The following is a 25657-nucleotide window of genomic DNA, read 5'->3' on the forward strand; positions in this document are numbered from 1 at the left end:
GCTGTTCCTTGTATTTGTTGGGCATCAACCCTTTAACGCGCCGGCAGTGAGACCGGAAACGATTCGGCGCTGGAAGATCAGCACCAGAATCACCAGTGGGACGGTGACCAGCACCGAAGCGGCCATCAACGGCCCCCAAGGCAGCTCATGGGGACTCCCGCCGGAAATCAAGGCGATGGCGACCGGCACCGTGCGTTGCGTATCTGTGAGGGTGAAGGTCAGGGCAAACAGGAACTCGTTCCACGCTGCGATAAAGGCCAATAAGCCAGTGGTGACCAGTGCGGGCCAGAGCAGCGGCAACAGCACACGGGTAAGCGTGACCCATGGGGACGCGCCATCCATGATTGCCGCTTCTTCCAGTTCATGGGGCAGTTGCCCCATGAACGTGGTCAGCACCCAGACGGTGAAGGGCAGGGTGAAAATCGTGTAGCTCAGGATCAACGCCCAAGACGTGTTGTACAGACCCAAGGCGCGGATCACTTCGAACAGCCCCGACAGTACAGCGACCTGGGGAAACATCGAGACGCCAAGAACCATCATCAATACCGTGCCACGCCCACGGAACTTCACCCTGCCCAAGGCATAGGCGGCGGTCAGGCTGAGGAACAGCGCCAGCGTCACCACGCAAAGCGCAACCACCAACGAGTTACCGATAGCTCTCAGGAATGAGGATTGGTGGAGTACCGCCGCGTAATTGGAGAAGTCGGGACTATCGATCCAATAGCTCACCTCGAACAAAGCGCTGGATGGCTTCAGCGAAGTCACGATGGCGTAGTAGAAAGGGAAGACCGCATACAGCAGCAAAATCCCGATCAGGCACCAGAACCCGAGGCGCAACAGCGCTTTTTTGAGTAGACGCTGGCTCATGAGCGAACCTCCAGTTGACGGCGTCCGAGGTAGAGATAAAGCATGGCGATCACCGCAACGATCAGAAACAGCAGAGTTGAGGCCGCGCTGCCATAGCCAACGTCCTGGAACTCCACCAGGTGCTGGCGGGCATAGACCGACATACTCATGGTGCTCGAAGAGTTCGAGGTCAGCACATAGATAACGTCGAATACCCGCAGGGAGTCGAGGATGCGGAAGATCGCCGCCACCAGCAATGCAGGCATCAACAGTGGAAGCGTGACACGCCAGAACACTTGCAGCGGATGAATGCCATCGACCCTGGCGGCTTCGTAGCAATCGCTCGGCAACATCTGCAAGGCCGCCAGCATCAGCAGCGTGACAAAAGGTACGGTCTTCCAGACGTCGACGATGATGACCGCCCACATCGACAGATCCGCATCTGCCGTCCAGGCCAGAGGAGCGTCAATCAGGCCGAGGCTCAGCATCAGATGATTGATGATGCCGAACTGGTCGTTAAGCATCCATGACCAGATCTTCGCCGAGACAATGGTAGGAATCGCCCAGGGAATTAGAATCAACGCACGCACCAGGGAACGGCCGGTGAACTTGATGTTCAGCAGCAACGCCACCAGCAGCCCTAGCACGACTTCCAGTCCCACCGACACCACGGTGAAATGCAACGTGTTGCGCACAGCGTTCCACCATTGTGGATCGACCAGAATGCCCGACCAGTTGGAACCGTCGTGGAACAAATAATTGCTCAAGCCTACGAAGGAGCCGCCACTCGTGTCCGCCAGACTGGCGTCGGTCAGGCTGAACCAGAATGTGCGCAGTAGCGGCCAGGCCGCCACCAGGGCCAGACACAGCAACATCGGTGTCAGAAACAGCCAGGCGGCGTGAACTCGGCGACGCTGTACGGGCGTTTCCCTGGTGAGCAGGTGCTCGTCACAGGGGGCAGTAGTAGAGACAGACATGGTGATTTCCTTCCTTGTGGCTTACCAGTTCCGGCGTTTGATGCGGGTGAGTTCACTTTCCAGTTCGGCCAGCGCCTGATCGACAGGCAACTCACCCGCCAGCACGCCATGCACTCGATCGAAGAACGCATTGGAGACCCGTGGATAGCGATCGGCGGTTATCGAGGCGGGGCGCATGACCCCGTCGTTGAGAATGCTGTGGAGCTGACTGTAATAAGGCATAGCCGCAAGCAGTTCGGGATCTTGATACAGCGACTCGATAACCGGGTTATAGGCGCCTGCCAGAGCACGATGTTTTTGCTGTTGGGCACTGGTCAGGTAGCTCACGAGCTCTGCGGCAAGTTTTGGATGGGCGCTGTAGCGCGAAACCGCCAGACCCCATCCACCGAGGGTGGATGCATGGGTGCCGGTCATGCCGCCTCGGGGTAGGGGAGCGACCCCCACCTTGTCTTTTACGACGCTGTCCTGGCTTTGCACCAGGGCCCAGACATAAGGCCAGTTACGCATGAACAGCGCATTTCCCGACTGGAATACGCCACGTCCTTCTTCCTCGGTGTAATTGAGCACGCCACGCGGGGATATGTCTCCCACCCAGCTTTTCGCCAGGGTCAAAGCAGCTCTTGAGGCCTGACTGTTGACCACGATGTCTCCTCGTGGATTGACCAGTCCGCCTTCCGGTTGGCTGCTGATCCACTCCAGCGCATTACAGGTCAGGCCCTCGTAGGCGCGTCCCTGAAATATGTAACCCCACACATTGGGGTTACCGGCGTTGCGTTCGGCCTGTTGAACATCCCTGGCGGTAGCGGTCATTTCCTCCCACGTCTGGGGAACCTGCTTGTTGTACTTCTCGAGCAAGTCCTTGCGGTAATACAGCAGACCCGAGTCGGTGAACCACGGCATCGTCACCAGCCGTCCGTTTACCGTGGCGTTATCGACCTGTGACTGGAAGTAGCCTTGGGTAGCGTTGGCTGGAAGCACCTCTCGCAGATCCATCAGATGTTTGGCCAGCATCCCCGGCCACACCATATCGATTTGAATGATGTCGATGTCGGTGGACTGCGCACTGAGGATCTGTTGGTAGAACGACAGCCTCTCGGTCGCCGAGTTAGGCGTGGAAACCACCTCGACATTGTTGCCGGTCTGTTTTGACCACGCCTCGACAGCCTCCTTGCAGAGTTGTAACTCTGCACCCACCGCACCGCATGAGATCGTCAAATCGGCTGCGCTCGAGACAGATGGAAGTCCGGCACAGAGGGTGAGTAGCGCTGCTGGAAGGAGAGTTTTTAGCCGTTTCATAAAGCCCTCTTTATTTTTGTTTTTAGAAAAGTTAACGTTAACACGCTCAATCTAGCAGCGTATTTGCGATGAGGCAGCTTTTTTTTGTCGATTTGGACAATTCACAACTCACGAAAAAACGGTCTGTCGCTGGAACAAAACAATAAAAACAAAACAGGGAAATCCACATGCAGAAAGCATCAAGATGGCTACTCGCAGGCGTGCTCAGCACCTCGGCGGCAACCTCTCAGGCTGACACTCTGGAGGAACGCATGAGCGCGTTTGAAGCCCGTGCCAGCGCAGCGGAAAAGCGTGCGGCCGCAGCCGAGCAGCAAACCCAGGCACTTGCGAGGGAATTGCAGCAGATCAAACTCGCCACTCCCGCTTTGCAGCCCGCTGCATCCACTGTATCCCAGGCAACGAATCCCGTTCTGGACACCCGACTGGCAAAACTCGAAGCCCGCCAGGAAAGCATGGAAAAACAGGCCAGCACTTCAAACCTCGCTGATGGGTTCAGCTTCAACGGCTATGCCCGCTCTGGATTGCTGATCGACGAGGGGCTTGGTGGTGGCCGTGGCGGCCCTTATACAACTCCGGCCGGCTCGGTTGGTGGTGCCGTCGGGCGACTCGGTAACGAAGACGACACCTACATGCGTATAGACCTGTCGAAAGAAATCTATGCGCAGAATGGCACCCGTTCCAAATTCACGGTCTCCATCGCCGACGGTGTGGAAAGCTCCAATGACTGGACGGCCGATGAAAGCAAACTGAACGTGCGTCAGGTATTCACAGCGCTCGACCATGTCGCTGCGTTCAAGGGCAATTCAGTGTTCGAGAACTCTACCCTGTGGGCGGGTAAGCGATTTGATCGGGATAACTTCGATATTCACTGGCTGGACTCGGACGTCGTCTTTCTGGCCGGCACCGGCGGGGGAATCTACGATGTGCAGATGAACAAGAATTGGCGCTCGAATTACTCCTTGATTGGGCGTAGCTACGGGGATTTCAGTCAAGGGGGTGTTAATGCCGATGTGGCGAGCTACATCCTGACCTCCAACCAGTTCTTCGAGGATGGTCAGTGGCAGTGGATGTTCAATGGCATCGGCGCAAAGAAAAACGATTTCGGTACCCGCACCAATGAAGCAGGTCTGACGCCTGCGGAATCCGGCTTGCACAGCATGCTGGCCAATCACCAGAAAAACTTTTTCGGCAGAGAAGGCTTCTTCAAAACGGCGCTGCTCTATGGGCAAGGTCTGGGAGCAGAGGTCAAGAACGTCGGCTCGGATGGTGAACTGATTGACGATGCCCGCGCTCTGCGTCTGGCACTTTACGGCGAGACACCCCTTGCGCCTGACTGGCGTATCGGGCCCAGCTTGCTGGCCGAACATAGCAAGAATAGATACGTCAAGGGTGACGACTACCGCTGGCTGACCCTGAACGTGCGATTGGCTAACACAATCAACAGCAACTTCGAGATGGCCTACGAAATGAGCTGGCAAACCATGAACCTCGACCCCAAGGGCTATCTACAACGTAATGCGGTCGACGGTAACTTCTGGAAATTCACGGTTGCCCCGACATTCAAACTTGACGTTGGAGACCTTCTCACACGTCCCGAATTGCGAGTGTTCGCAAGCTTCATGAATTGGTCTTCCGATCTGGACAGATACAGTACCTCAGACTCCTTCGGCAAGACGGACTTCAACGCCGGAGGTGTATGGCAATACGGTATACAAATGGAAACCTGGTTTTAATATTTGAACGCGCCGGCCAACACGCCTTCAGCGCGCCTGCAGGCTGTTGTTGCAAACAGAAATGTCGGTTGCAGAAATCTGCTTTGAGGTTGGCTATGAAAATCTCTCTAACTTCAACAGACACTTTCGCATCGAAAAGGAACAGACACCGAGCGAATATCGTCGCGGAACAGCGATGACGATTATTCAATCGAAACGGTACTCATCGATCCCTGCCTTTCACCAATGCGCATTGAGTGAGTGATTACCGGTCGAAGCTGATCAGCCAGCAGTTATCCCTATGACAAAGCTGTCGCGCTACCTTGATGACGGGGCTGTACCCGTAGACAACAATTGGGCCAAAAACCAGATCCGGCCATGGGCTCTTGGGCGCAAGAACTGGCTCTTCGCAGGGTCGTCACGCGGCGGCAAACGGGCGGCAGCGATCATGAGTTTGATCCAATCTGCGCGTCTCAATGGGCACGATCCGTATGTGTATCTGAAGGATGTTCTCACGAGCCTACCTACGCAGCGGGCGAGTGAAATCTATCAATTGCTGCCACACAGGTGGCAACCTATCTACTTACGCAAGGCTTGATACCCGAGCGCGCATACGATTAATCACCTTTTCAGCCTCTTGAGTAACGCCTATGGAACTCACTCCAATTTTTGTGAAAGGACTGCGACTGGAGCTAGACCTCAATGTGCGAGTAGACAGAGTCTCGGAACGCCGGTTGGCGATAGGACTTCGAATTAATCGTGCCTAACATAACCAGCTAATTAGTCGTGGCCTGCTTCACTAACGGATATCAAGCCTTGAATTCATTTTGAGCAGCCTCGCCAGTGATCGCTTGCCGTATCGCGCGCACGTCGCGGGCAGGCGAAGCACCGAACTGCCGTACGTATTCGCGGCTGAACTGTGATGCGCTTTCATAGCCGACAACGAATGCCACATCTGACGCGCGATGCTCGCCAGCAAGCAATAGCTGGCGGGCTTCCTGCAATCTAAGCTGCTTCTGATACTTGATTGGACTGAGGCCTGTCATCGACAGAAAGTGGCGATGCAGGCTCGCCCGGCTCATGCCACTTACATCACACAACGCCTCGATGCGAAGTCGAGTGTTGTAATTGTCCCTGATCCAGGCGACAGCACGACGGATACTGCCAAGTGCGCCATCGGGTTGCGCAATCTGCCGCAGCAGCCGCCCCTGAGGGCCCAGTAGAAGACGATAAAGCAATTCCCGTTCAACCATGGGGCCGAGAACAGGGATATCGGCAGGCGTGTCGAGCAATGACAATAGGCGCAGTAACGTATCGCGAAGCGAAGCGGTCATCGGATTAATCGTGATGCCAATTCCTGTATGTAAACTCTCGCGAACCGGCGGCATGTTCGCCGCCAGCTCCGCCAGTATGGCCGGATCCAGCACGAGCGATACCGCAACGTAGGGCTGTCCGTCTTCAGCGTCAAGAATCTGGCCGATCAGAGGCAGATCCAGAGCGCTGATGAGATACTGTTCACTGTCGTAGCTCAGAAGACGGTCGTTAAGCGCGACGCGCTTCGAGCCTTGCAGGATGAAGCAGATCATCGAGCGATATAGGCACGGTGCCTTATCTGTAGAGCCTTGTCCGACACAGATGTCTACACGCGGGATCCGTGTGGCAGTCAAGCCCGGTGGCGAAGTGCGCAGAGCTATATCAAGGTGCGGAGCTAGATCTTTGGTCATGGAGTGATTATGCCGACGGCAATTCACCACGCAAGCTGATTGATACAATCAGGCAATAAATTGAGATTATTGGGCGTGGGGTGCAAACCGGTTATTGCTTATCTTGGGTAGGTCAACAAAGCGCCAAAAGGCGTGCCTAAATCAGCAGAGACAACCCATGACCAATCAAATCGCACTCATTACAGGCGCCAGCCGTGGCCTTGGCCGCAATATGGCTATTCACCTCGCCAAACGCGGCATATACATCATTGGCACGTATCGCAGCGGCGCAGCAGAAGCGGAATCGCTTATCCGGGAAATCGAAGCGCAGGGCGGCAAGGCGGCTATGCTTGCGCTCGACATCACCGATACCGCCAGCTACAAGGATTTTTCGAGCGCAGTGGCTAATGTCCTGAAGGCCGACTTCGGTCGCGAGCGCTTCGACTTCCTCGTCAACAATGCCGGCAATGGTCTGTTTTCGAACTTCATTGACGCGACCGAGGAGCAGTTTGCCTCATTGGTCGCCACGCACCTTCGCGGCCCGATTTTCCTGACTCAGAAGCTGTTACCGCTCCTGGAAGACGGCGGTCGCATCCTGAACGTTTCCTCCGGCTTCGTGCGTTTTACATTACCGGGGTACAGCCTTTACGCGGCGGTGAAGGCCGCAGTTGAAGTGCTCACCCGTTACATGGCCGTAGAACTGGGTTCGCGCCAAATTCGGGTGAATGCAATTGCACCGGGCGCCATCGCAACCGATTTTGGCGGTGGTGCAGTGCGCGACAACAAGGATGTGAACGCCTACGTTGCACAGGGCATCGCGCTGGGGCGTGTGGGCCTGCCGGACGACATCGGCGGTGCGGTAGCCGCCATCCTTTCCGATGACATGGCCTGGGCTAACGGGACGACTTTTGATATCTCGGGCGGGCAATTGCTGTAGCCACAGCCGGATTCACTCTATCCCGTCGCTGCCCTTTCGAGAGCCCCCCCATGCCGCATGCTCAACTTACACTCATCAGCCATCCTCTGTGCCCGTTCGTTCAACGAGCAGCTATCGTGCTCCTGGAAAAACATGTGCCCTTTGAGAGGATCAACGTCGACCTCTCTGCCAAGCCAGACTGGTTTCTGGCGCTTTCGCCAATGGGAAAGGTGCCTTTACTCAAGGTGGAGCTGCAAGATAGGGCAGACACGATACTGTTCGAGAGCACGGCCATTTGCGAGTATCTCAACGAAACGAAGGGTAGTGTCAGCCTGTATTCCGACGACGCGCTCGCCCGCGCACAACAGCGTGCATGGGTGGAGTTCGGTGTGGCGGTGCTCGCCGATGCTTGGCAGTTCCTCAATGCCCAGGATCTCGCTATAGCTGGTATCAGGAGGGCCGCCCTTCGATATAAATTGCATCAGCTTGAGGGTAAGCTTGATCAAGAACCCTATTTTTCAGGATCAGCGTTCAGTATGGTCGATGCGGTGTTTGCGCCTATTTTTCGATACTTCGACTTGCTGAGCCCAGTCGTCTCCCAGCCGATCTTCAACGATCTTCCCCGCGTATCGGCGTGGCGATCTTCATTGGCAGACAGGCCAAGTGTCATGTCTGCCGTGGAAGACGATTACGCCAATCGACTCCAGCAGCATCTCGTTAACCAGCAGGCACTGCTTTCAGGTTCGATACGTAACGACCTTGTGGCAGGCTTGAGTAGATAGGATCTCAGATACTCCGGAGATCCACTGCAGGAAAGCGTTGTCGCCGCTATACCTCATTTCATTTGATAGAGGACACCTCAATGCCAACACCAATTGAGAGTGTCACCGCTTTTTTTGCTGCTTATCCTGAAGATGGCGGTAGGGTTGCCATACGGCGTTGGTTCACGCCCAGCACGGTTTGGGTCAATGAAGGTGTGGCCACCACTACCGGGATCGATGAAGCGATTGCGTTCATTGATGCGCTTGAGAAGGCTTCGGGCATCGCTACGGTGCGCTTTGAAATGCTTGCCATCGACGCTGACGGTAGCAAGGTGCTCACCGAACGCCTGGATAGGTTCGAACGCGCTGATGGCAGCGAGGTCGGAGCGCCAACGGTAATGGGAATCGGCTGATCCACGCTGCTCGACCCAGTTTGAGAGTTCCATAATTGCGGCTTCAAGCGCGAGCTGGTTTTCGTTGATTTGAATAGCAGTGAAGGGAGTAGGTCTGAATTAGGCATCTCGATTCCTCCATGGAAAGGGGTAGCGTATCAGCAGGAAAACACGAAGGGGTATCGATGGATTGAATCGGAGGGGGAGGCAACCGGGACGAATGTCATGACTTCGTTCTTGAGCTACGCAGCATGATTGAGTGTGGGTTCCGGCCTCTACCTCCTTGCGCACGTGCTCGATAGCGAAACCTGAGTGGGAGCAAACCCTGCAATGATCGCGCTATGAGCAGCTGACCTTCGATGGAGTGGGGCAGCAGCTTTTTACTAGACCACTGCTGATTTCCACCGCCCTGGTGAGCTGTTTGATAAGTGCTACGGAGGCTTTTCTGACCTCCGGTGAGAGATTCGCGATCATCACGCTCTCTTCGGCTACCAGGTCGATTCGGATTTTCTGATACAGCTCTTCACCCGCTTCCGTGGCTCGTATTTGAATGGCCCGTTTATCTGTGATCCGCAAGTGGCTACCGCTTTACCGAGATCAGCCGCCAGTGGCGTTGCCGGCTTTCGTTCCGTTGAGAGCTACACCCAAACGGCAGGCAGAAGGGTCAGCAACGGCGCTGTGTCCCACCTCCGTTACCGCAGCGCTAACGGCCCCAGCAGGCTGCCATCCAACCGCCTAATGGGCTCAACCGTTGGGATATAGCGGCATATTTAGGATCCAGAATTGTAGCCATCGCATAGAGGTTGGACGATAGCTCGGTATTCCAGACACCTGAATACCCGGCTAACCCCGCATCTCGGCGCTGATAATCGAATTTGACGCGTGAATGCACGAATTCCTCGTGTGTCTTATCGCCTTTCGCGTAGGGGGCGAGCCAGTCCAGCGCATCCGATACACTCACGCCTGTCGAACCCTTGAGGTCAAGCCAATTCTCCCCGTGTAGACGCGCCGCCAAGGCAGCTCGTGTTAGCGGCTCCAAGTCGTATGCCACATAGTGGAGGGCATCGCGGTCTTCAAAATCCACGGTCGAGCCATCCTTGCGGAGATTGCGACCGAGATGCGAAATGAATTGCGTACGTGCCCGTGCCAACATCGCCTCGTCGTCCAACGCCACAGCCGCCAGCGTCGCCAGCTTCACGCGATGTGAGTTCCAATTGTTGATCCAGCGACCATCGTTAGGCTTGAAGTCGTGTTCCATCCGGTAGAGGTAGCCTTCGCCAAGCTGCCGGATGAACCGCTGCGCAATGCGACGCACTGGCGGCGCCAATGCGTCGCGGGTAACCGCATAGGCATCGATGTAGGCATCCAGATCGGTCTCGTCGATCGGATTGAAGCTGGGTTGGTACCGTGTGCCCCAGTCGGTGAGTAAGCGCGAGAGTGCTGCCAAGTCTTCTAGCTTGCGCTGCTCTTGCCACAACAGAGCCAAGTCGCGCATGACGGGCCAGTCTTTCTTGGCCTCGACGCTCTGATCCCAGATGCCCTGATGTGGCAATGTCCCTTCGGTATGAACGCGTTCGACGGCCCGGGATTCAGGCGACAAGTTTTTCTTAACCTCATTGCGCAACGGCAGAAGCCGTTCGGCTTTTGCGTTCACGCACCAAGGTGCCGCCATACCGGGTGCGCTCACCAGAATGGTTACTGCTATGAGAAGCCGATTTATGATCGGTCGTCTGATCATCGAGTTCTCCTGAAAACAACAGAATCAAACCTGTCGAAAAACAAGTGTTTTTCGATATGACAAAGCTAGCCTCCTCGACCCTATCACCAGACCGGTCAAAAAAGTGTAAGCGTGCGCCCATCACACCTTGGGTGATTAAATGGGCGCCCAGCCGATTGGCGCGGCGGTTGGCAAACAGATAAGCACAGTGCGACTTCGCCGCACCGAACACCGCCACGACCCGCGCCAGCGCGGTTTCAGTGCCGGCGCGCATGTCCATGAGCTCGGTGGCGAGCCAGATGGAATCGATGCGGATCATTGCGTCAGTCCACGAACAAATCGGCACAGCCATCAGAGTCGGAGGCCGGCCATTTCACGGTCATCATTCATTGCCCACATGGCAACTCGATGCTGACGGACTTCTCGTTCTGAATTTTTGGTTCCAGCTTCACCGGTAAGAAAGCGGGCAAGTCAGGGATCTGTTGATTGCGGTAAAGCGGCAACCATTTGCGCACGACGTTGGCGTTGATGCCGTGATTCATCGCGAGGCTGGCAACAGAGGCGCCCGGTTGTAGGCACTCCTGGACGACTTGGGCTTTGAAGGGCTTGGGATAAGAGGTTCATTGGCGCATGGCGATCAATTTAACTGGACACCATCGCCCTAAGCGTTGGGGTCAGGACGGGGTGTTGGTCGGACGCTTACGTAGGTCTGAATTTGGCATTGCGATTCCTCGGTGGATGAGGACGGCGTAGCAGCATGAGATCAGATAAATCGGACAGACACGGTCGAGTCCTGGCTGAATCGCCCTTGGTATTGTAGTCACAACAAAAAGTAGCTTCTGCCGGAAACCATTGACCATCTTTTCGTTAGGATTTTTGTCATCCGCGAGAAGAGTCGACAGGTCATTTCGGAAGTGCGCAACTTCTTGCGCACTTGCCCCGTCATTTTCCCTCAATAAATCTCTACACCCCAAGTATTTCAAGGCTTCCAGCCAAGTGCGCAACTTCTTGCACACCACTGCGCAACTTCTTGCGCACTTTTCGATAGATTCCTTCGCCAATTTCGCCGGTTGTTCGGAAAAATATCACCAAACCCTTGGTTTATAAGGGTTCGATAAAAGTTGGCGCACTTTTTGATAGCAATTGGCCGCCTGTCAGGTAATTTCACTTACCAGCGCCCCCATCCATCAGCAAGGAGAGCACTTATGGCAACACCAGCGTACATGTCTGTTACTGGCGAGAAACAAGGTCTGATCACTGCCGGCGCGTTCACTGCCGACTCGGTTGGCAACACCTACCAGGAAGGTCACGAAGACCAGGTCATGGTTCAGGCGTTCAGCCACGACGTGATCATCCCGCGTGACCCACAGTCCGGCCAACCAACCGGTCAGCGCGTTCACAAACCAGTTGTGATTACCAAGGTCTACGACAAGGCTTCGCCACTGCTGCAAGCCGCGCTGACCTCCGGCGAGCGCATGAGCGAAATCGTTATCCAGTGGTACCGCACTTCGGCTCAAGGTACCCAAGAGCACTACTACACCACCAAACTGGAAGACGCGATCATCGTCGCCATCAACAACAAAATGCACAACTGCCAGGATCCGTCGAACTCCCACTTCACGCACCTGGAAGAAGTGCAGTTCACCTACCGCAAAATCACTTGGACTCACGAAGTCTCTGGTACTTCGGGTTCTGATGACTGGCGTTCTCCAGTCGTTTAATTACGGCTGATTGTTGTACCGCCTCGGCCAGCGCGGCTGGTAGAGGCGGCTTTGACCTACTGAATTTTTTTTGCGTGCGCCACGCTTTGTGGGATCGGCGCGCGTTGCAGCATTGCGCGAGGAACAAGGGATGTTCTCACCGGCCAATCAGCCTCATTTCAACCTGACCGTCAATGGCGTGGACAGCGACTTCCAGGTGCTGTCGTTCACCGGTCGCGAGGCACTCAACACACCCTTCGAGTTCGAGCTGGAACTGGTTAGCGAAAAGGCCTCGATCAACCTCGAAAGCCTGCTGCACAAACTGGCGTTCCTTCAGCTCTCGCCGAGTGGAACGGGCATTCACGGACTGGTCTACAGCATCGCCCAAGGCGAGGCGGGCAAGCGTCTGACCCGTTACCGGATTTCCTTGCGCCCGCAAATGGCGTATCTCGCGCATCGGGTCAACCAGCGCATTTTCCAGCAGATGACCGTGCAGCAAATCATCAGCCAGGTGCTCGAAGAGCACGGCATCCTGGCCAGTGATTACCACTTTCAACTGAGCGCGGTGTATCCGGAACGAATCTACTGCGTGCAGTACGACGAGTCGGATCTGCACTTCGTCCAGCGTCTGTGCGAGGAGGAGGGGATTCACTACCACTTCCAGCACACGGCCAGCGGACACAATTTGACGTTCGGTGACGACCAGACCGTGTTCCCGAAACTGGCGCCCGTGGCTTATCAGCAGGACTCCGGTCTGGTGGCCGACGTATCGGTCATCAAGCGATTCGGCTTGCGCCTGACCACGCGCACCAGCCGCACGACGCGCCGGGATTACGACTTCATCAAGCCGAAGATCGAGCTTGAGAGCGATGCCAAAAGCTCGGCCTCGCCGGATCTGGAGGATTACGACTATCCCGGCCGTTTCGTGGATCGCGACCGTGGCCGCCACCTGGCCAACCGTGCGCTGGAACGCCACCGCAGCGACTACCGCCTGGCCGAGGGCAACAGTGACCAACCGATACTGGTCACCGGCCACTTCCTGGCGCTGACTGGCCACGCCAACCCTACCTGGAACGACTTGTGGTTGCTGACCGAGATCTTCCACGAAGGCAAGCAGCCGCAAGTGCTAGAAGAGTCGGTGACCAGCGATACCACCGATCACAAAGACGATTTCCACCAGGGCTATCGCAACCGCTTCAGCGCAATCCCGTGGGACGTGCCGTACCGCCCGCCGTTGGATCATCCGAAACCGAAAGTGCTCGGCTCGCAGAGTGCCGTGGTCACCGGCCCGGAAGGCGAGGAGATTTTCTGCGACCAGTATGGCCGTGTGAAGGTGCAGTTCTTCTGGGATCGCGAAGGTGAGCACGACGACAAGACCACCTGCTGGATGCGCGTGGCCTCCAGTTGGGCTGCCGAGACGTTTGGCTCGATCAACATTCCGCGCGTTGGCATGGAAGTGCTGGTGTCGTTTCTCGAAGGTGATCCCGATCAGCCGTTGATTACCGGTTGCCTGTACCACGGTGCGAACCTGCCACCGTACAAACTGCCGGACTTCAAGACCCTGGCCACGGTCAAGAGCAAGGAATACAAGGGCAGCCGCGCCAACGAACTGCGCATCGACGACACCACCAGCGAGATCAGCATCGCGCTGCGCAGTGACCACGGTGCGAGTGCGATCAACCTCGGCTACCTGACTCATCCGCGTCCTTCAGGTGGACAGCCACGCGGTGAAGGTTTCGAGCTGCGCACCGACCGCCACGGCGCGGTGCGTGCCGGTGCCGGTCTGCTGATCACTACCGAGCCGCGTCCGAACGAATCCAAGCACCACAAGGATCTGCCGGAGACCGCCGAACGCCTGGCCACGGCCAGCGATCAGCAGGACGGTTTCGCCACGCAGGCCAAAGAACTGCAAGCACAGGAAGCGGGCGATCAGGACGACGTGGCCAAGGCGTTGCACGCGCAGCATCAGGGCCTGCTCGGCAGTGGCCCAGCGAACCTCACCGCTAACGAATTTCCCGAGTTCACAGAACCGCACCTGGTGCTCGCCAGTCCGGCAGGCATCGCCCTGACCACACCGCGCTCAAGCCACATCGCCACCGGCGAACACTTGGCGCTGAGCAGCACCGGGCACACCAGTTTTTCCATCGGCAAACGCCTGCTGGCCAGTGCCAGTCGTGGCATGCGCCTGTTCGTGCAGAGCATGGGCTGGCGGCTGGTGGCGGCGTCCGGCGACATCGACGTCAAGGCGCTCAAGGACAGCATCAACCTGCTGGCCAAGCTCAACATCACCGCCAACGCCGACCGCATCACCATCACCGCCAAGACCGAACTGGTGATCCAGGGCGGCGGCAGCGCCACGACCTACAACGCCGGCGGCATCACCCACGCCACCAGCGGCCCGTACACGGCGCACGCGGCGAACTTCGCCTACACCGGGGCCAAGAGCCTGGCGGGCGTGTTCCCGGAACCGCCGAAGCCAGGCAAGGGTAATCTGGAGTTGTTCAACCAGTACGCCGGTCGCCAGGGGATTAAGGAAGGCGACTACGAAGTCATCGACGCCCTCGGCAAAAGCATCAAGGGCAAGCTTGACGCCAAGGGCTTCGCCAGCGTCGCCAGCGCCGCACCGGGGCCCGCGCGTGTGTTGTTCGGCAAGGATCCGGCGGACACCTGGAGTGAGGGCAGCTATATCGGTAAACCGGAATGGCCGTTGAGTCCACCAGGGGCCGAAGACGTGCCGAGTCAGGTGCAGGCGATGGTCGCGCAGGTGTTGCCGAGCAAGAACTGGGATGTTTTGGAGAAGGGCAAGGACATGGTGCAAACAGGGATGAGTGCGATGCAAACGGCGCACCAAGTGAAAGGCGTGGTGCAGGGCGGGGTGGCCGGGCTTCCGAAGCTGGCGAGTGCGGCAATGCCGAGCGCATCGAACATCCTAGGCGCCGCGAGCAAGAGTGGCCAGTTACCGGCGCTTCCCGCACCGACGCTTCCCAAACCTTCCTTGAAAACCCCGGGCCTGTTGGCGGGTGAGATGCTGTCATGACCACTGAAAGTGCTGCTGTAAAACGTGAACCTCAGGTTGCCATTGTTCCCCTGAATGCCATCGACATTCAGGATGTCGCCAGCGGTGCAGCGACTTTCGATGCCTGGCTTCAATCCGCTAGTGGCGGGGTGGTCACTCTTGACCGGATCAAGAACGTCGCCGGCGCCTTACCCGTGGTGGGCAACATCATGGCGTTGGTCGATGCGCTGGGTGACATCGTCACGCTGTCGAACGCGCAGAAACGTGATCTGCTCGCTTGGGCCAGTCTCGGTATCAACCTGATCGGTGTTTTGCCGCTGCCACCGGCGATGGCAGCAGCCCGTATGACGTTGCGCCCAACACTGTTTCTGGTACGTCAGGAGATGAGGGCCAGCAGTAAAATGCTGATCAGTTCGTCGGTCATCGAGATCCTGATCGGGCATTTGAACGAGTCCATCATCGGCACGCTCGACGATTTCGTTGACCAGGCCAAAGGCAAGCTGCCGGGCATTCTGGCGGATGCCGGCAAGCTGGGTGAAGACGTTATCAACGAGATTGCCAAAGGCCTCGACACGGTTGCCAATGGCAAGCTCGATGCCAAGGGTGATGCGCAGGCGGCCAGCCAAAAAATCAGCGCTGCTGGCAACCAGCTCCTGAACGATCCACTTGCGGCGATCGACAATATATTCGGAGCCGCTGCCAGCGCGTACAAGGCTGCTGGCAAGGGCTTGGCCAACAGCGCGGCCGATCACCTGCTTCCCGATGATGTGAAGAAGCGGGTTGCCACGGAAACCGCAAAACTGCGGGCGATGGGCCCGGAACTGCGTACTCAGTTGAGCAAGCTGGATGATGAGTCCGTCCAGAACTCCATCGGCTGGTTGCTGCTGATCCTCTCCAGCGCCGTCACACTGTGGCGCAAGCGCAATGCCCATGGCCAGAGCGCCGCAGTCCATACGGAGAAGACCAATCAAGCCACGCACACGGCTTCAGAGGGCCAGTTGGGTGTTAACCAAAAGCAAGCTCCGGCGAAAGGCGCGCCCAATCCAAAGAAAGGCCCCTGCGAATGCGCCACGGACTTTAGCATCAATTTCGCCTTGGGTTCGGAAAGCCTCAGCCATACCGATTTCAGCTTGCCCGGCCCATTCCCGATCGAATGGACACGCACTTACAACTCACGCCTCGACGCCTACGATCAGGGCGAACTCGGCGCCCGTTGGATCAGCGAGTTCACCACACGTTTCGACTGCGTGGATGATGGCCTGACCTTCTACGGCGCTGACGGCCGTGACCACAGCTATCCGTTGCCCAAAGTCGGTCTGTTTCACTACGACACCATCGAAAACATCACCCTCGTTCGTGCTAGCGAAGATCAGCTATTGCTGTGCCATGGTTTCGAACGCAAGGAAACCTACGTCCGTCGTGGCCAGCGTTTTGTGCTGACCAACATCTCGCTGCGCAACGGCGCCGGGATCATGCTGCACTACGAGCATCGCCACTGCGAACAGTCGGTGCTTTCGGATCTGATCACGTATCAGGAAAACGACTTCACCAAGGTTCACCTGCACCTCGGCACGATGATCGACGGGCATGGCCGACTGACCGGCCTCTGGGAAATCCGCGACGGCGAACCGCAGCGACAACTCTGTGCCTACCAGTACGATGCTTGCGGCGATCTGATTCAGGCTCAGGATGAGAACGGCGCAGTTTGGTCGTATCAGTACAAGCATCACCTGATCACTCGTTATACCGACCGTACTGGCCGCGGCATGAACCTGGAATGGCAAGGAACCGGCGCACATGCCAAAGCCGTGCGTGAATGGGCCGATGACGGAAGCTTCGACACGCGTCTGGAGTGGGACGAAAACATCCGTCTGACCTACGTGACCGATGCTCACGGCAACGAGACCTGGCACTACTACGACATCCTTGGCTATACCTATCGGATTCGTCAAGCCGATGGACTATCGGAATGGCTGTTCCGAGATGAAGCCAAGAATGTTGTGCGCCATGTGCACCCGGACGGCACGACAGATCGTTATAGCTACGACGAGCGTAGCAACCTGATCGAACACATTCGCGCGGACAATACCGTTGTGCACTTCGCCTATGACGATCATGACCAAGTGATCAAAATTATGGATGCGGAGGGCGGTCTCTGGCTACGCGCTTATGACGATGTCGGCAACCTGATAGAAACCACCGATCCGCTGGGGAACAAGACGGAGTACGCCTACAACAAGGCCGGTCAACCCACGGCTATCAAGGATGCCAATGGCAACGAGAAGACGCTGGACTACAACGATGCCGGTCAGTTGGTCGAGTACGTCGATTGCTCAGGCAAGGCTAGCGCTTGGGAGTATGACGAACGGGGGCAGATGATCTGCTTCACCGACGCTGCGGGGAGCGCCACCGAGTACGAGTACACGGCTGGACAGGTCGTTTTGATCAAACATCCCGATAAAACCGAAGAGCATTTTGAGCGCGATGCCGAAGGCCGATTGCTGACACATGTCGATGGATTGGATCGCTGCACTACCTGGAGTTATACCGCTGCCGGGTTTATCGCCGAGCGTGTGGATGCAGCCGAGCAGACGCTGCGTTATCGCTGGGATCGACTGGGTCGATTGCAGGCACTGGAAAACGAGAACGATCGTTCGGCGCAATTCCAATACGACCCGATGGGGCGCTTGTTGGCCGAAACCGGTTTCGACTCGCGCATAACCCGCTATCAATATGAACCTGAAACAGGGCGCCTGGCCTCAATCATCAATGGTGACCGAGTTATTGGCATCAGTCTCGACGAGATGGGCCGTGTCACCGAGCGTCGTGCCAGCAAGGAAGAGATGTCCCAGACTGAGACGTTCGCTTATGACGGCAACGGTAATCTGATCCTCGCTGGTAACACTGACAGTCGCGTGCAGTGGTTCCACGATCCGGCGGGCAACCTGGTGCGCGAGCATCAGCATTATCTGGGGCTGGAAAAACCCTTGGTTGCGGTCTGGCAGCATGAGTACGACGTACTCAACCAGCGTATTGCGACCACGCGCCCGGATGGTCATCGGGTCAGTTGGCTGACCTATGGCAGCGGCCATCTCCTGGCATTGCGTCTCAACGAACATGAGTTGCTTGGCTACGAGCGAGATGACATGCATCGGGAGGTGGTGCGCCATCAAGGCAACCGACTGGTACAGACTCAGAAGTGGGATCCGGTAGGACGATTGCAGGAGCAATTGCTCGGAAGAAGTGATGACAAATCCGTACTGCTCAAGCGTGAGTACACCTACGACGGTGCCGGCCAACTGACCGATATCAACGACAGTCGTCGGGGTTCGCTGTCTTATCGTTATGATCCGGTCGGCAGATTGCTCAGTGCCGCGAGCCGTTTGGGTGTAGAAACCTTCGACTTCGATCCTGCGGGCAATTTGCTGGACGAGAGAGCTGCCGAGAGCCGCCGTCCGCTGGAGCTGACACCACCGCGCAGCAAATTGCTAGATAACCTGCTGCGCGAATTCGCCGGCACCCATTACGAATACGACGATCGCGGCAATCAGGTCAAACGCTGGCATAGCGGAGCAAACTGCGAGATGCGCTGGGATCTGTTTGATCGTCTGGTGCATTTCAATGATGCCCGGTTGTCGGTGGAATACGCCTACGACGCCTTGGGGCGGCGCCTGTTCAAGCACTCGAACGTGCACTACAAACAGCGACCAGAGGCCGGCTCGCTGTGGAACAGAAATGAACACGCACGGGCGCAGCGTGAACATGGCTGCGGCTTTACCCTTTACGGTTGGGATGGTGACAACCTGGCATGGGAAAGTAGTCTTGCACAGAAGGATGGCGAGGCGGGGAAAACGGTTCATTACTTCTTTGAACCGGGCACATTCAATCCCGTGGCCCAAGCACTGACGCACAGCGCCATCAAATTGATGGGATTGCCAAGCTATGACGAGGACTACAGCCTTGATCAGGATCCGCTGTGGAATCACTCACCGGTATCCCCGCCAGTTGATGTCCTGACGTGGTATCAGTGCGACCACCTGGGTACGCCGCAAGAGCTAACGGATCAGAACGGTGAGGTGGCGTGGAGTGCGCAGTACAAGGCTTGGGGGGAGGTGCGGGAGCAGCGTTCTGAATGGGCGCGGCAGCAAGGTATTGCGAACCCAATTCGATTCCAGGGGCAGTATCATGATCATGAGACTGGTCTACATTACAATCGGCACCGTTATTATGATCCTGCGAATGGTCGCTTCGTTAGCCAAGACCCTATTGGCTTTGCGGGTGGGTTGAACTTATATGCTTATGCACCAAACCCAGTAAATTGGATTGACCCGCTTGGGTTAGCAAAATCTGGTCGTTGGGAGCCGGTTGGCAATGGCCGGATTCGAATAGACCCACCGCATGTGGAAAATACGAACCAACAGGTTCATGCTCACTGTCAATGCAAGTCAAGGAAGGCTGAAGTTGTAGTGAATAAGGATGGATCTCAGAGTCATGGTACGCGGGGTAGCGTCTCTGAACTCACGCGAAAAGAAAAAGATTACCTTCGGGAACAAGGTTTCAATCTATGAAAAAGTTAAATAAATTCAGTGTGCACGGAACCGCTGTCGGGAGTGATAAAAATATTCAGCTGGATGAGGTTTCGATTCTTGCTGATCCACAAACGATTAGAGAACTTGGTGTTTTTCTTATTAACGCATCATATGAGATGTCAGCGCATGGTCTTGAGCATATGCACCTTCAAGATATCGTGGAAGACTTCGACTATGAAGCGAATGTGGACTTTATAGCACTCAATAATTGCTTGGTGAAATCGTGACCGGACGCTGAACGTGCTCCCAATGATCGAGCTTCCTGAGAGCCTGCGCCCACTGTTTCTCGCCGCAGGCTGGCCCACCCCTTGCACCGAACCAGTAGCGTGTTACGTCCCACCGGAACATCCTGCCGCTGCTCTACTTGAGCAGCTGGTCGGGGTGCAGGTGGGCATCTGCAGCGCAGGGGAGGAGTGTGCTACGAGCGATGTCGCCTTTGGTACATTTGAATATCTGCATGATAGCGAGGAGTTCCTTGAGTGGCAGCAACGCCTAAGCAGTACCTTGGTGAGCATTGCCGAAGTCCAACACGGCCATGGCGCGCTGTTGATGGACGAACAGGGTTGCTGCTACGTCTTGAGCCTCATTCACGACGGGCTTTGGATACAGGGACTGAACTTTATTCAAGCGATGGAAAACCTGATATTTGGCCGTAAGGGCGGTGAGCCGGTGCGACTCGCCACGCCAGGCGCGATACCGATCATTTGAGTTGCACTAGGTACCCAAGCTGACGAAGACGTTTGGATGGCTGAGTAACTTAGTCAAAGGAGTGACGACATGAAAGACGCAATCCGTTTGGGCGACTCCACCACACACGGTGGCAAGGTGCTCGAAGCCTTCTCCCGAACCGATCTCAACGGCAAGCCGATTGCCGGGGTCGGTCACAAGGTCAGCTGCCCGTTGTGCAAAGGGATTTTCCCTATTGCCGAGGGCAGCAGCACCTACACCGTTGATGGAACCCCCATCGCTCTGGACGGGATGAAAACCGCCTGCGGGGCGGCACTGATTGCCAGCGGCCCTAAAGGCGCCGTCGTCAGCTGAATTTCTGGCTTTTATTTGGCTTTATTGCTCCCGAGCGTGGCTTTCAGTCGGGCGCTTGGTGGAGAGCTTGTGCCTTACACAACACTTTTTGCTCCCCCGAGCCTACTGGCTGGTAAGACGCCTCTATGGCTGAAAAGTAGCAACACTTTGGCTCATCCACGCTGGTGGGGTTTCCAGCCTTGATGCCTTGCTCCCAAAGCCACGACATGACTTTCAGCGGTAGGCTCGCCGGCGAAGTGCGTCTGCGTCCAAGTGAAGCTTAAGCAGTCTGTTGCAGCTTCCCGTGTCATCTCCGGGAAGATCTTGAACACCATATCGCCGATGCCAGCCTCCCTTTTCATGAGCATCTCAATGATGGTGCACTCACCGGTTCGGCGGATACTGACAATACAAAGAACTCCTCAGTATAGGAAATACCCTCTAACAATTCCTCGAGCAACTCTCATACCGACTTCGATTATAAACGTGAGCAATCGCATCAAGACGGTTTTAACACCGTCTATTACAAGGGACTGACTACTGTGCTGAAAAATTCTGGATCGAATGCAGGCAAAGGCCCCATGCCCAGCCTCCCATCGCCTGCAAGACCCAACACGCCGCCTGCGAGTCAAAAACTCAGGAGCAGCAAGATTTTTCCTCCAATCGAAAGCCCCCAGGCGTCTTCATCTAGCAGGTTGGTACCATCCCATCGAGCCGCGCCCGCCATCGCTTCAAAACCTGTGCCGTTTTCAATCCCTAAGACCTGCTCCGCGTGCGGAACATATCACCAAGGCCCCTGTGCGCCTCCTCCATCAGCGCCTTCGCTGCAAGCGCCATCCACGGAGGCTGTGACGACCTCTTCAATTCAGTCTGGAACGAAGTTCACGTTATATCGAGCCGACAAGCGAACATACGAAAACCTACAACAATCCTCACCAGGGGGCTTCACCGCCTGGGTTCCATTGAATACAGAGCAGGCACGAAAATTTGCGAGTATTTTCGTAGGCGGCAAGGACACCTCTGGCTTGCCTAAACATATTGTTGAGAACATAGGTAAATGGGGGGGTAAACCAAAGCTTAACGACTTGTCCACGTACATAAAATACACAAAAGACAAGTCTACGGTTTGGGTCTCTACCGCCATCAATACCGAAGCCGGGGGACAGAGCGCTGGTGCGCCGCTCTATGAAATATCCATGGTTCTGAATGAATTTAAAATCGGTCGAGATGGTCTCGAGCCGCTGCCTGAAGGCAGGAGCAAAAACATGGAGTTCTCACTCTTGCTGGATGGTTCAAGTATTGAAACTTCGCAAGTGATTGCGCTCAATCATGGCCCCAAAGACGATGCTGAAGTCTCGTTCCTCACCAAGATTCCGATGAGCAATATTCAGCCTTACACGGGGGAGGGATGACAGGTATTCAGGGGTAAATGGATGCCGTGAGGTACGACCATTTCAGCGCTGCTGTCACCATCTAACTCATTGTGTGATGGCGGTTCAAACCATGGTTGCCACTCTACCGGGGTCAACCACCAGTAGCGCTTCCGGCTTTTGTTCCATTGAGAACTACGCCAAACAGCACGCTTAAGCGTAAGCGAATATTGAGCTGACGCTTGGGAAGTAAACGCGGTTCGTGCTCGAAGGATCGTCCATTACCAATGGTCGAGATTGCAGCCTCCAAAACGATGGGGAGCGCATAGCGACGATCATGAGTTCTGATCCAGTCAGCACGCATGAATGGGCATGATCCGTATGCCTACCCAAGCCGGGAGCATTTGCCGTTGGCGGTATCAGCATTCATTGGATTGGTAATGGAGAAGCTCAAAGAGGAAGCATTCCCTGCGAGGGTTTTACCCCAGCAAGGTTGATACGGTATTTGGGCTTATGACCGCCAACCGCTGAGGCCAATCAGTACCGCTTCAATACGAAGCAGAACGGTAAGCGTCCGGGGGACACACCTTTCTGAATGCGCCGGCGTGCTGACTGCACGTGCTCCGCTCATGACCCTAAGGACGGTGGCACATGCGGCAGTTCAATAGGATTGACGAAAAATGGTTATGGATATCCATATGAACCTTGCGACGCTAGCGTTATTCCTGCCCGCCTGCTTTGCCCTGAATATGGCGCCAGGGCCTAACAACTGTGCAGGAAGCACAGCGCGACATCAGCCATTTTTTGATGCATCGGTACAACTGGATTCGGCCTCACCAATTCAACGGTGGGCTGACGCCAGCTCGGGCCGAGGAAAAACTTAACGTCGTGTCCGGGATTAGTTGACCACTACAGTGTCTGCTAAAGCTTTTTTGATTTGCCTTCAGTTCGGAATCATTGGGGGGTGTTGGCTGGCAGACTTCTCTGCTTCATTTCCTTTCGTTCTCATCCATAAATCCAATTATTCCTACGCCCCATTTCGGTATCGCTACTCTAGGTTGCAGTTGATGGATCACCCAGCCGCAGCAATTAAAAGGAGTAACATCTCATGCTGTCTCTCGCCCATGCAATCCGCAAAAACTCCGTTTCACTCACCCAAGTGCAATCTGACTACAAACAAAATGTAGTGGCGGTTAACACTGTTATGACCAGCGTGCTGGGATCCAGCCTGCCTACCCTCAACCAAGTGCCTCCCGATTGGCCTGCGTTTGTTAGCGCTTTTGAAGCTGCCAACGGCGACGCCTTGAATTGGGTCAACACGGTTATGGCCCGCTTGCTGAATGTTCCTCAGGACGTCATTGGCTACAACGCAGTGATCAGTCAGGTTCTTCAAGACGCTAAAAATCAGAGCGAGGCACTCATCGCTCAACCCAGTAATCAGGTAGCTTTGGCGACACTCAACCAAGATCTGACCACGCTCACTAGGCAGCTGGGACTGGTGACCTCGTTCATCAGTGGGGCGATTAGCGCCTTACAAAAGTCGAGCGATACGCTGCCTGATATGGCCGCTCAGCTTCAAAGCATCGCTGATAAATCGACGGTCGATGCCAATGCTGACCAAACCCAAATCGACACGCTCAACGCACAAATCGATCAGCTTAAGGCGGATATAAAGAGCCTCACTGCTGCCATTATCGCACTCGGTATTGCTGATGGTGTGGCATTGACGTTGGGTGTAGTGGCGACGATCGCGCTGTGGCCTGTTGGTGCGCTTGTTTGGTTTATGCTCGGCCCAGCCATTGCTGTTGCAAGCACCTACATTGCGCTGGACGCCAAGCAAATTGAAGCTGACAAGGCGACGATTACTGCGACCCTTGCCACCATCCAAGGGATCACTGCCGATGTCGCTACATTGCATGTGTTGGCGCACAGTTTTGCCGACCTTGCTACTCAGTCGGTGGCCATCGAGGCCAGCCTGCAGGCGGTGCTGGCCGAGTGGCAAACTCTTGAAAATGATGTCAACGCGGCAGTAACCGACATCCGATCCGCTATATCTGACGCCAGCGCGAGCAACTTCTCAGCAGTACTCAACGACGTCAATGAAGCCATTAGTGAATGGAACGACTCTTATGCGCAAGCGGGTTCGTTGCAGCTAGATTTGCAGGTCAACAACGCCAACCTCCAATACGGCATGTCGTCGGATCAGGTTCAGACAGCCATGGCCGGTGCACAAACGGTCGATCTAATCAGCTACTACAATCAGGTATCGCTGCAGAAAAAAGTGGCCTGAGTACTCCAAAAAGCCCCGTCATACGGGGCTTTTTTCGACAGGCGAGTTTCGCTGCTGGAATCGTTTCAACCGACAACATCACGCGAAATGAAGATTTGGCTGGAGCCTTGTTTCGGTCGACTGCGAAACAAACGAGGTAAGGGACGTAGCTTAGCAAGCTGAATCTTTAAGGTGCGACACCAAAGCTTCTCTCAATTCGAGCAACGCGTCACGCAGTCGAGAGTCTTCGCGCGCGTCCCCCCACGCAGGTCTGAATTCTTCGACATGCCGGATCAAGGCTTCGCTGTCGTTGGTGTTGAGATCAAAAACGATCATGTTGAGTTCGGTGGGAGGATGGGAGGCGCTAACAGGCGTACCCATGGCCGATTCTTTCAAGTTCCGCTTTCACGAGTTCATATCCCGCTTCAGTGAAAGCCAGCTGCAATGGTGTGCGTCCACTGAAGGTGGTTTTCGGTTGGGTCAACCATGTGGCGGCTTTCGCTTTGTTGCCAAAGAGCTGCTCGGCTTGATGCTGAATCAACCCAACGTAATTCATTTCTGGCTCTCGTGAGGATTGCCGACGTCCGTTCGGTTTTAGTTTGCGGTCGAGGTCGATGCTGGGGTCGAAGCGCCCACTCGACATGTTTGGAACTAGGGGGAGTGTTATCGACCTATTGGTCGACTGGAGAGGGGAGGGCTCGCTTAAGCTTCGTCACGTACCTCACTCAGCGGTAGCACCTGATGTTGATTGTTGTAATCGCTCATTCGGGCTAGGCCCGGCTTGATGGTAGCGCTTTAGATTCATCACGGGTCGGCGCTACAAGCGTAATCGCCCCCTCATTGGGCGCCCCTCCAGCTGCGTAAAATCAGCCCGAACCGGTGACTCAAAACCATTTAGTGCAACTGAAACACTGATGAAACATTCCGGCCATATGATTCGCGACACCGAAACCTAGGAGGGTTGGAGATGAATCGGCCATCAAGAAGCATGCGCAAACTGCTTGACTCCGTAGCCACCAACAATGAGGTCGCGGCGCTTGATGTGATGCGTGCTGCCGAGCAGCTCCAAGATGAGGTGCTGCGGCAACGATTGCTCAACCTGATTCATCGGCTCAACCAAGATGCCAATGACTTGCGAACAGCACGGGACGATATCCAAGGCGGAGCCATCAAGCTCGCCTGACCCGAGCCCACCACTTTTAAGCTCATCCGCCTAAACCACGCACTAGGTCGCACGATGAACAGCTTTATCTGAATTCTGGTAGTGCTGGACGGCGATGCTTCAAGCTAGCAAACGACGCTTTTTGCTAATTGTGGCCGGCGGTGAGAATCAACAGTCCTAGGCTCTCTTTCCAGGTATTTGATCTGGTGAG

Annotated in this window: 22 protein-coding genes and 5 pseudogenes; 17 read left to right on the forward strand and 10 right to left on the reverse strand. The window is 55.8% G+C overall.

Annotated elements, in window-relative coordinates; translation table 11 throughout:
- Positions 1–24 precede the first annotated feature (24 nt).
- From AC1MEW_RS19270 to AC1MEW_RS19280, 3 genes are read right to left on the reverse strand one after another with little or no spacing between them, the layout of a single operon-like run.
- The gene (locus AC1MEW_RS19270; protein ID WP_322268600.1) at positions 25–867 is read right to left on the reverse strand and encodes a carbohydrate ABC transporter permease; all 843 of its coding nucleotides are present in this window, start codon (positions 865–867) and stop codon (positions 25–27) included.
- The gene (locus AC1MEW_RS19275) at positions 864–1823 is read right to left on the reverse strand and encodes a carbohydrate ABC transporter permease (protein WP_480423198.1); all 960 of its coding nucleotides are present in this window, start codon (positions 1821–1823) and stop codon (positions 864–866) included. Before AC1MEW_RS19275 ends, AC1MEW_RS19270 begins: the two co-directional genes overlap by 4 nt.
- A gap of 21 nt (positions 1824–1844) precedes the next feature.
- Complete coding sequence (locus tag AC1MEW_RS19280; protein ID WP_322270904.1) at positions 1845–3119, reverse strand: ABC transporter substrate-binding protein; 1275 nt, start codon at positions 3117–3119, stop codon at positions 1845–1847.
- A 167-nt stretch (positions 3120–3286) separates the two neighbouring features.
- Here AC1MEW_RS19280 and AC1MEW_RS19285 point away from each other — a divergent pair, with 167 nt between their 5' ends.
- From AC1MEW_RS19285 to AC1MEW_RS19295, 3 genes and pseudogenes are all read left to right on the forward strand, one after another.
- Positions 3287–4852, forward strand: coding sequence for a carbohydrate porin (locus tag AC1MEW_RS19285; RefSeq protein WP_480423200.1), 1566 nt, complete (start codon positions 3287–3289; stop codon positions 4850–4852).
- Positions 4853–4865: 13 nt separating this feature from the next.
- A pseudogene (locus AC1MEW_RS19290) lies at positions 4866–5088 on the forward strand (helix-turn-helix domain-containing protein); the annotation flags it as partial.
- A gap of 53 nt (positions 5089–5141) precedes the next feature.
- Positions 5142–5429: pseudogene (locus AC1MEW_RS19295) on the forward strand (transposase domain-containing protein); the annotation flags it as partial.
- Positions 5430–5640: 211 nt separating this feature from the next.
- Here the strand turns inward: AC1MEW_RS19295 and AC1MEW_RS19300 are convergent.
- Positions 5641–6555 carry an AraC family transcriptional regulator gene (locus AC1MEW_RS19300; RefSeq protein WP_322268598.1) on the reverse strand — a complete coding sequence of 305 codons (915 nt, stop codon included), beginning with the start codon at positions 6553–6555 and terminating at the stop codon, positions 5641–5643.
- Positions 6556–6712: 157 nt separating this feature from the next.
- Between AC1MEW_RS19300 and AC1MEW_RS19305 the strand changes: the two genes are divergently transcribed.
- From AC1MEW_RS19305 to AC1MEW_RS19315, 3 genes are all read left to right on the forward strand, one after another.
- Positions 6713–7471: an SDR family NAD(P)-dependent oxidoreductase gene (locus AC1MEW_RS19305; RefSeq protein WP_322268597.1), complete on the forward strand. Its 759-nt coding sequence runs from the start codon at positions 6713–6715 to the stop codon at positions 7469–7471.
- A gap of 50 nt (positions 7472–7521) precedes the next feature.
- Positions 7522–8232, forward strand: coding sequence for a glutathione S-transferase family protein (locus AC1MEW_RS19310; RefSeq protein WP_322268596.1), 711 nt, complete (start codon positions 7522–7524; stop codon positions 8230–8232).
- A gap of 80 nt (positions 8233–8312) precedes the next feature.
- The gene (locus AC1MEW_RS19315) at positions 8313–8624 is read left to right on the forward strand and encodes a nuclear transport factor 2 family protein (RefSeq protein ID WP_480427393.1); all 312 of its coding nucleotides are present in this window, start codon (positions 8313–8315) and stop codon (positions 8622–8624) included.
- Positions 8625–9306: 682 nt separating this feature from the next.
- On the opposite strand, the gene AC1MEW_RS19320 is transcribed toward AC1MEW_RS19315, so the two are convergent.
- From AC1MEW_RS19320 to AC1MEW_RS19330, 3 genes and pseudogenes are all read right to left on the reverse strand, one after another.
- Complete coding sequence (locus AC1MEW_RS19320) at positions 9307–10257, reverse strand: alginate lyase family protein (RefSeq protein WP_480423201.1); 951 nt, start codon at positions 10255–10257, stop codon at positions 9307–9309.
- A complete protein-coding gene (gene tnpB, locus AC1MEW_RS19325; protein ID WP_480423202.1) occupies positions 10217–10639 on the reverse strand; it encodes an IS66 family insertion sequence element accessory protein TnpB in 423 nt (140 codons plus the stop codon). The genes AC1MEW_RS19320 and tnpB overlap by 41 nt, the downstream gene beginning before the upstream one ends.
- A 67-nt stretch (positions 10640–10706) precedes the next feature.
- A pseudogene (locus AC1MEW_RS19330) lies at positions 10707–10877 on the reverse strand (hypothetical protein); the annotation flags it as partial.
- Between the two features lie 648 nt (positions 10878–11525).
- On the opposite strand from AC1MEW_RS19330, the gene AC1MEW_RS19335 reads away from it, so the two are divergent.
- The 7 genes from AC1MEW_RS19335 to AC1MEW_RS19365 all read left to right on the forward strand — a co-directional run bounded on the left by AC1MEW_RS19335 (position 11526) and on the right by AC1MEW_RS19365 (position 22057).
- A complete protein-coding gene (locus tag AC1MEW_RS19335; protein ID WP_322268594.1) occupies positions 11526–12041 on the forward strand; it encodes an Hcp family type VI secretion system effector in 516 nt (171 codons plus the stop codon).
- 130 nt (positions 12042–12171) lie between these two features.
- Entirely contained in the window at positions 12172–15057 is a 2886-nt protein-coding gene (locus AC1MEW_RS19340; protein ID WP_480423203.1) for a type VI secretion system Vgr family protein, read from the forward strand.
- On the forward strand, positions 15054–19604 hold the full coding sequence (locus AC1MEW_RS19345; RefSeq protein ID WP_323570011.1) for an RHS repeat-associated core domain-containing protein: 4551 nt from the start codon (positions 15054–15056) through the stop codon (positions 19602–19604). Before AC1MEW_RS19340 ends, AC1MEW_RS19345 begins: the two co-directional genes overlap by 4 nt.
- Positions 19601–19852 (forward strand): Imm32 family immunity protein, encoded by a 252-nt coding sequence (locus AC1MEW_RS19350; protein WP_322268591.1) that lies wholly within the window; start codon positions 19601–19603, stop codon positions 19850–19852. Before AC1MEW_RS19345 ends, AC1MEW_RS19350 begins: the two co-directional genes overlap by 4 nt.
- A 22-nt stretch (positions 19853–19874) precedes the next feature.
- Positions 19875–20333 carry an SUKH-3 domain-containing protein gene (locus tag AC1MEW_RS19355; RefSeq protein ID WP_322268590.1) on the forward strand — a complete coding sequence of 153 codons (459 nt, stop codon included), beginning with the start codon at positions 19875–19877 and terminating at the stop codon, positions 20331–20333.
- 69 nt (positions 20334–20402) lie between these two features.
- Entirely contained in the window at positions 20403–20666 is a 264-nt protein-coding gene (locus AC1MEW_RS19360; RefSeq protein WP_011333757.1) for a PAAR domain-containing protein, read from the forward strand.
- Positions 20667–21493: 827 nt separating this feature from the next.
- Positions 21494–22057: a hypothetical protein gene (locus AC1MEW_RS19365; protein ID WP_323570010.1), complete on the forward strand. Its 564-nt coding sequence runs from the start codon at positions 21494–21496 to the stop codon at positions 22055–22057.
- A 112-nt stretch (positions 22058–22169) separates the two neighbouring features.
- On the opposite strand, the gene AC1MEW_RS19370 is transcribed toward AC1MEW_RS19365, so the two are convergent.
- Positions 22170–22379 carry a hypothetical protein gene (locus AC1MEW_RS19370; RefSeq protein WP_322268588.1) on the reverse strand — a complete coding sequence of 70 codons (210 nt, stop codon included), beginning with the start codon at positions 22377–22379 and terminating at the stop codon, positions 22170–22172.
- Between the two features lie 334 nt (positions 22380–22713).
- Between AC1MEW_RS19370 and AC1MEW_RS19375 the strand changes: the two are divergent.
- The 3 genes and pseudogenes from AC1MEW_RS19375 to AC1MEW_RS19385 all read left to right on the forward strand — a co-directional run.
- A pseudogene (locus AC1MEW_RS19375) lies at positions 22714–22785 on the forward strand (LysE family translocator); the annotation flags it as partial.
- Positions 22775–22921, forward strand: a pseudogene (locus AC1MEW_RS19380) (IS3 family transposase); the annotation flags it as partial. The pseudogenes AC1MEW_RS19375 and AC1MEW_RS19380, both read left to right, overlap by 11 nt.
- A 202-nt stretch (positions 22922–23123) precedes the next feature.
- Positions 23124–24305 carry a hypothetical protein gene (locus AC1MEW_RS19385; RefSeq protein WP_322268587.1) on the forward strand — a complete coding sequence of 394 codons (1182 nt, stop codon included), beginning with the start codon at positions 23124–23126 and terminating at the stop codon, positions 24303–24305.
- Positions 24306–24455: 150 nt separating this feature from the next.
- Here AC1MEW_RS19385 and AC1MEW_RS19390 read toward each other — a convergent pair whose 3' ends face one another.
- Together AC1MEW_RS19390 and AC1MEW_RS19395 are read right to left on the reverse strand one after the other, a co-directional pair.
- On the reverse strand, positions 24456–24665 hold the full coding sequence (locus tag AC1MEW_RS19390; protein WP_322268586.1) for a hypothetical protein: 210 nt from the start codon (positions 24663–24665) through the stop codon (positions 24456–24458).
- Positions 24649–24927, reverse strand: a complete 279-nt coding sequence (locus AC1MEW_RS19395; protein WP_480423205.1) for an antitoxin Xre/MbcA/ParS toxin-binding domain-containing protein — start codon at positions 24925–24927, stop codon at positions 24649–24651. Before AC1MEW_RS19395 ends, AC1MEW_RS19390 begins: the two co-directional genes overlap by 17 nt.
- A 324-nt stretch (positions 24928–25251) precedes the next feature.
- On the opposite strand from AC1MEW_RS19395, the gene AC1MEW_RS19400 reads away from it, so the two are divergent.
- Positions 25252–25467, forward strand: a complete 216-nt coding sequence (locus tag AC1MEW_RS19400) for a hypothetical protein (RefSeq protein WP_322268583.1) — start codon at positions 25252–25254, stop codon at positions 25465–25467.
- Positions 25468–25657 lie beyond the last annotated feature (190 nt).

The sequence above is a fragment of the Pseudomonas sp. ASL4 genome, assembly GCF_056680395.1.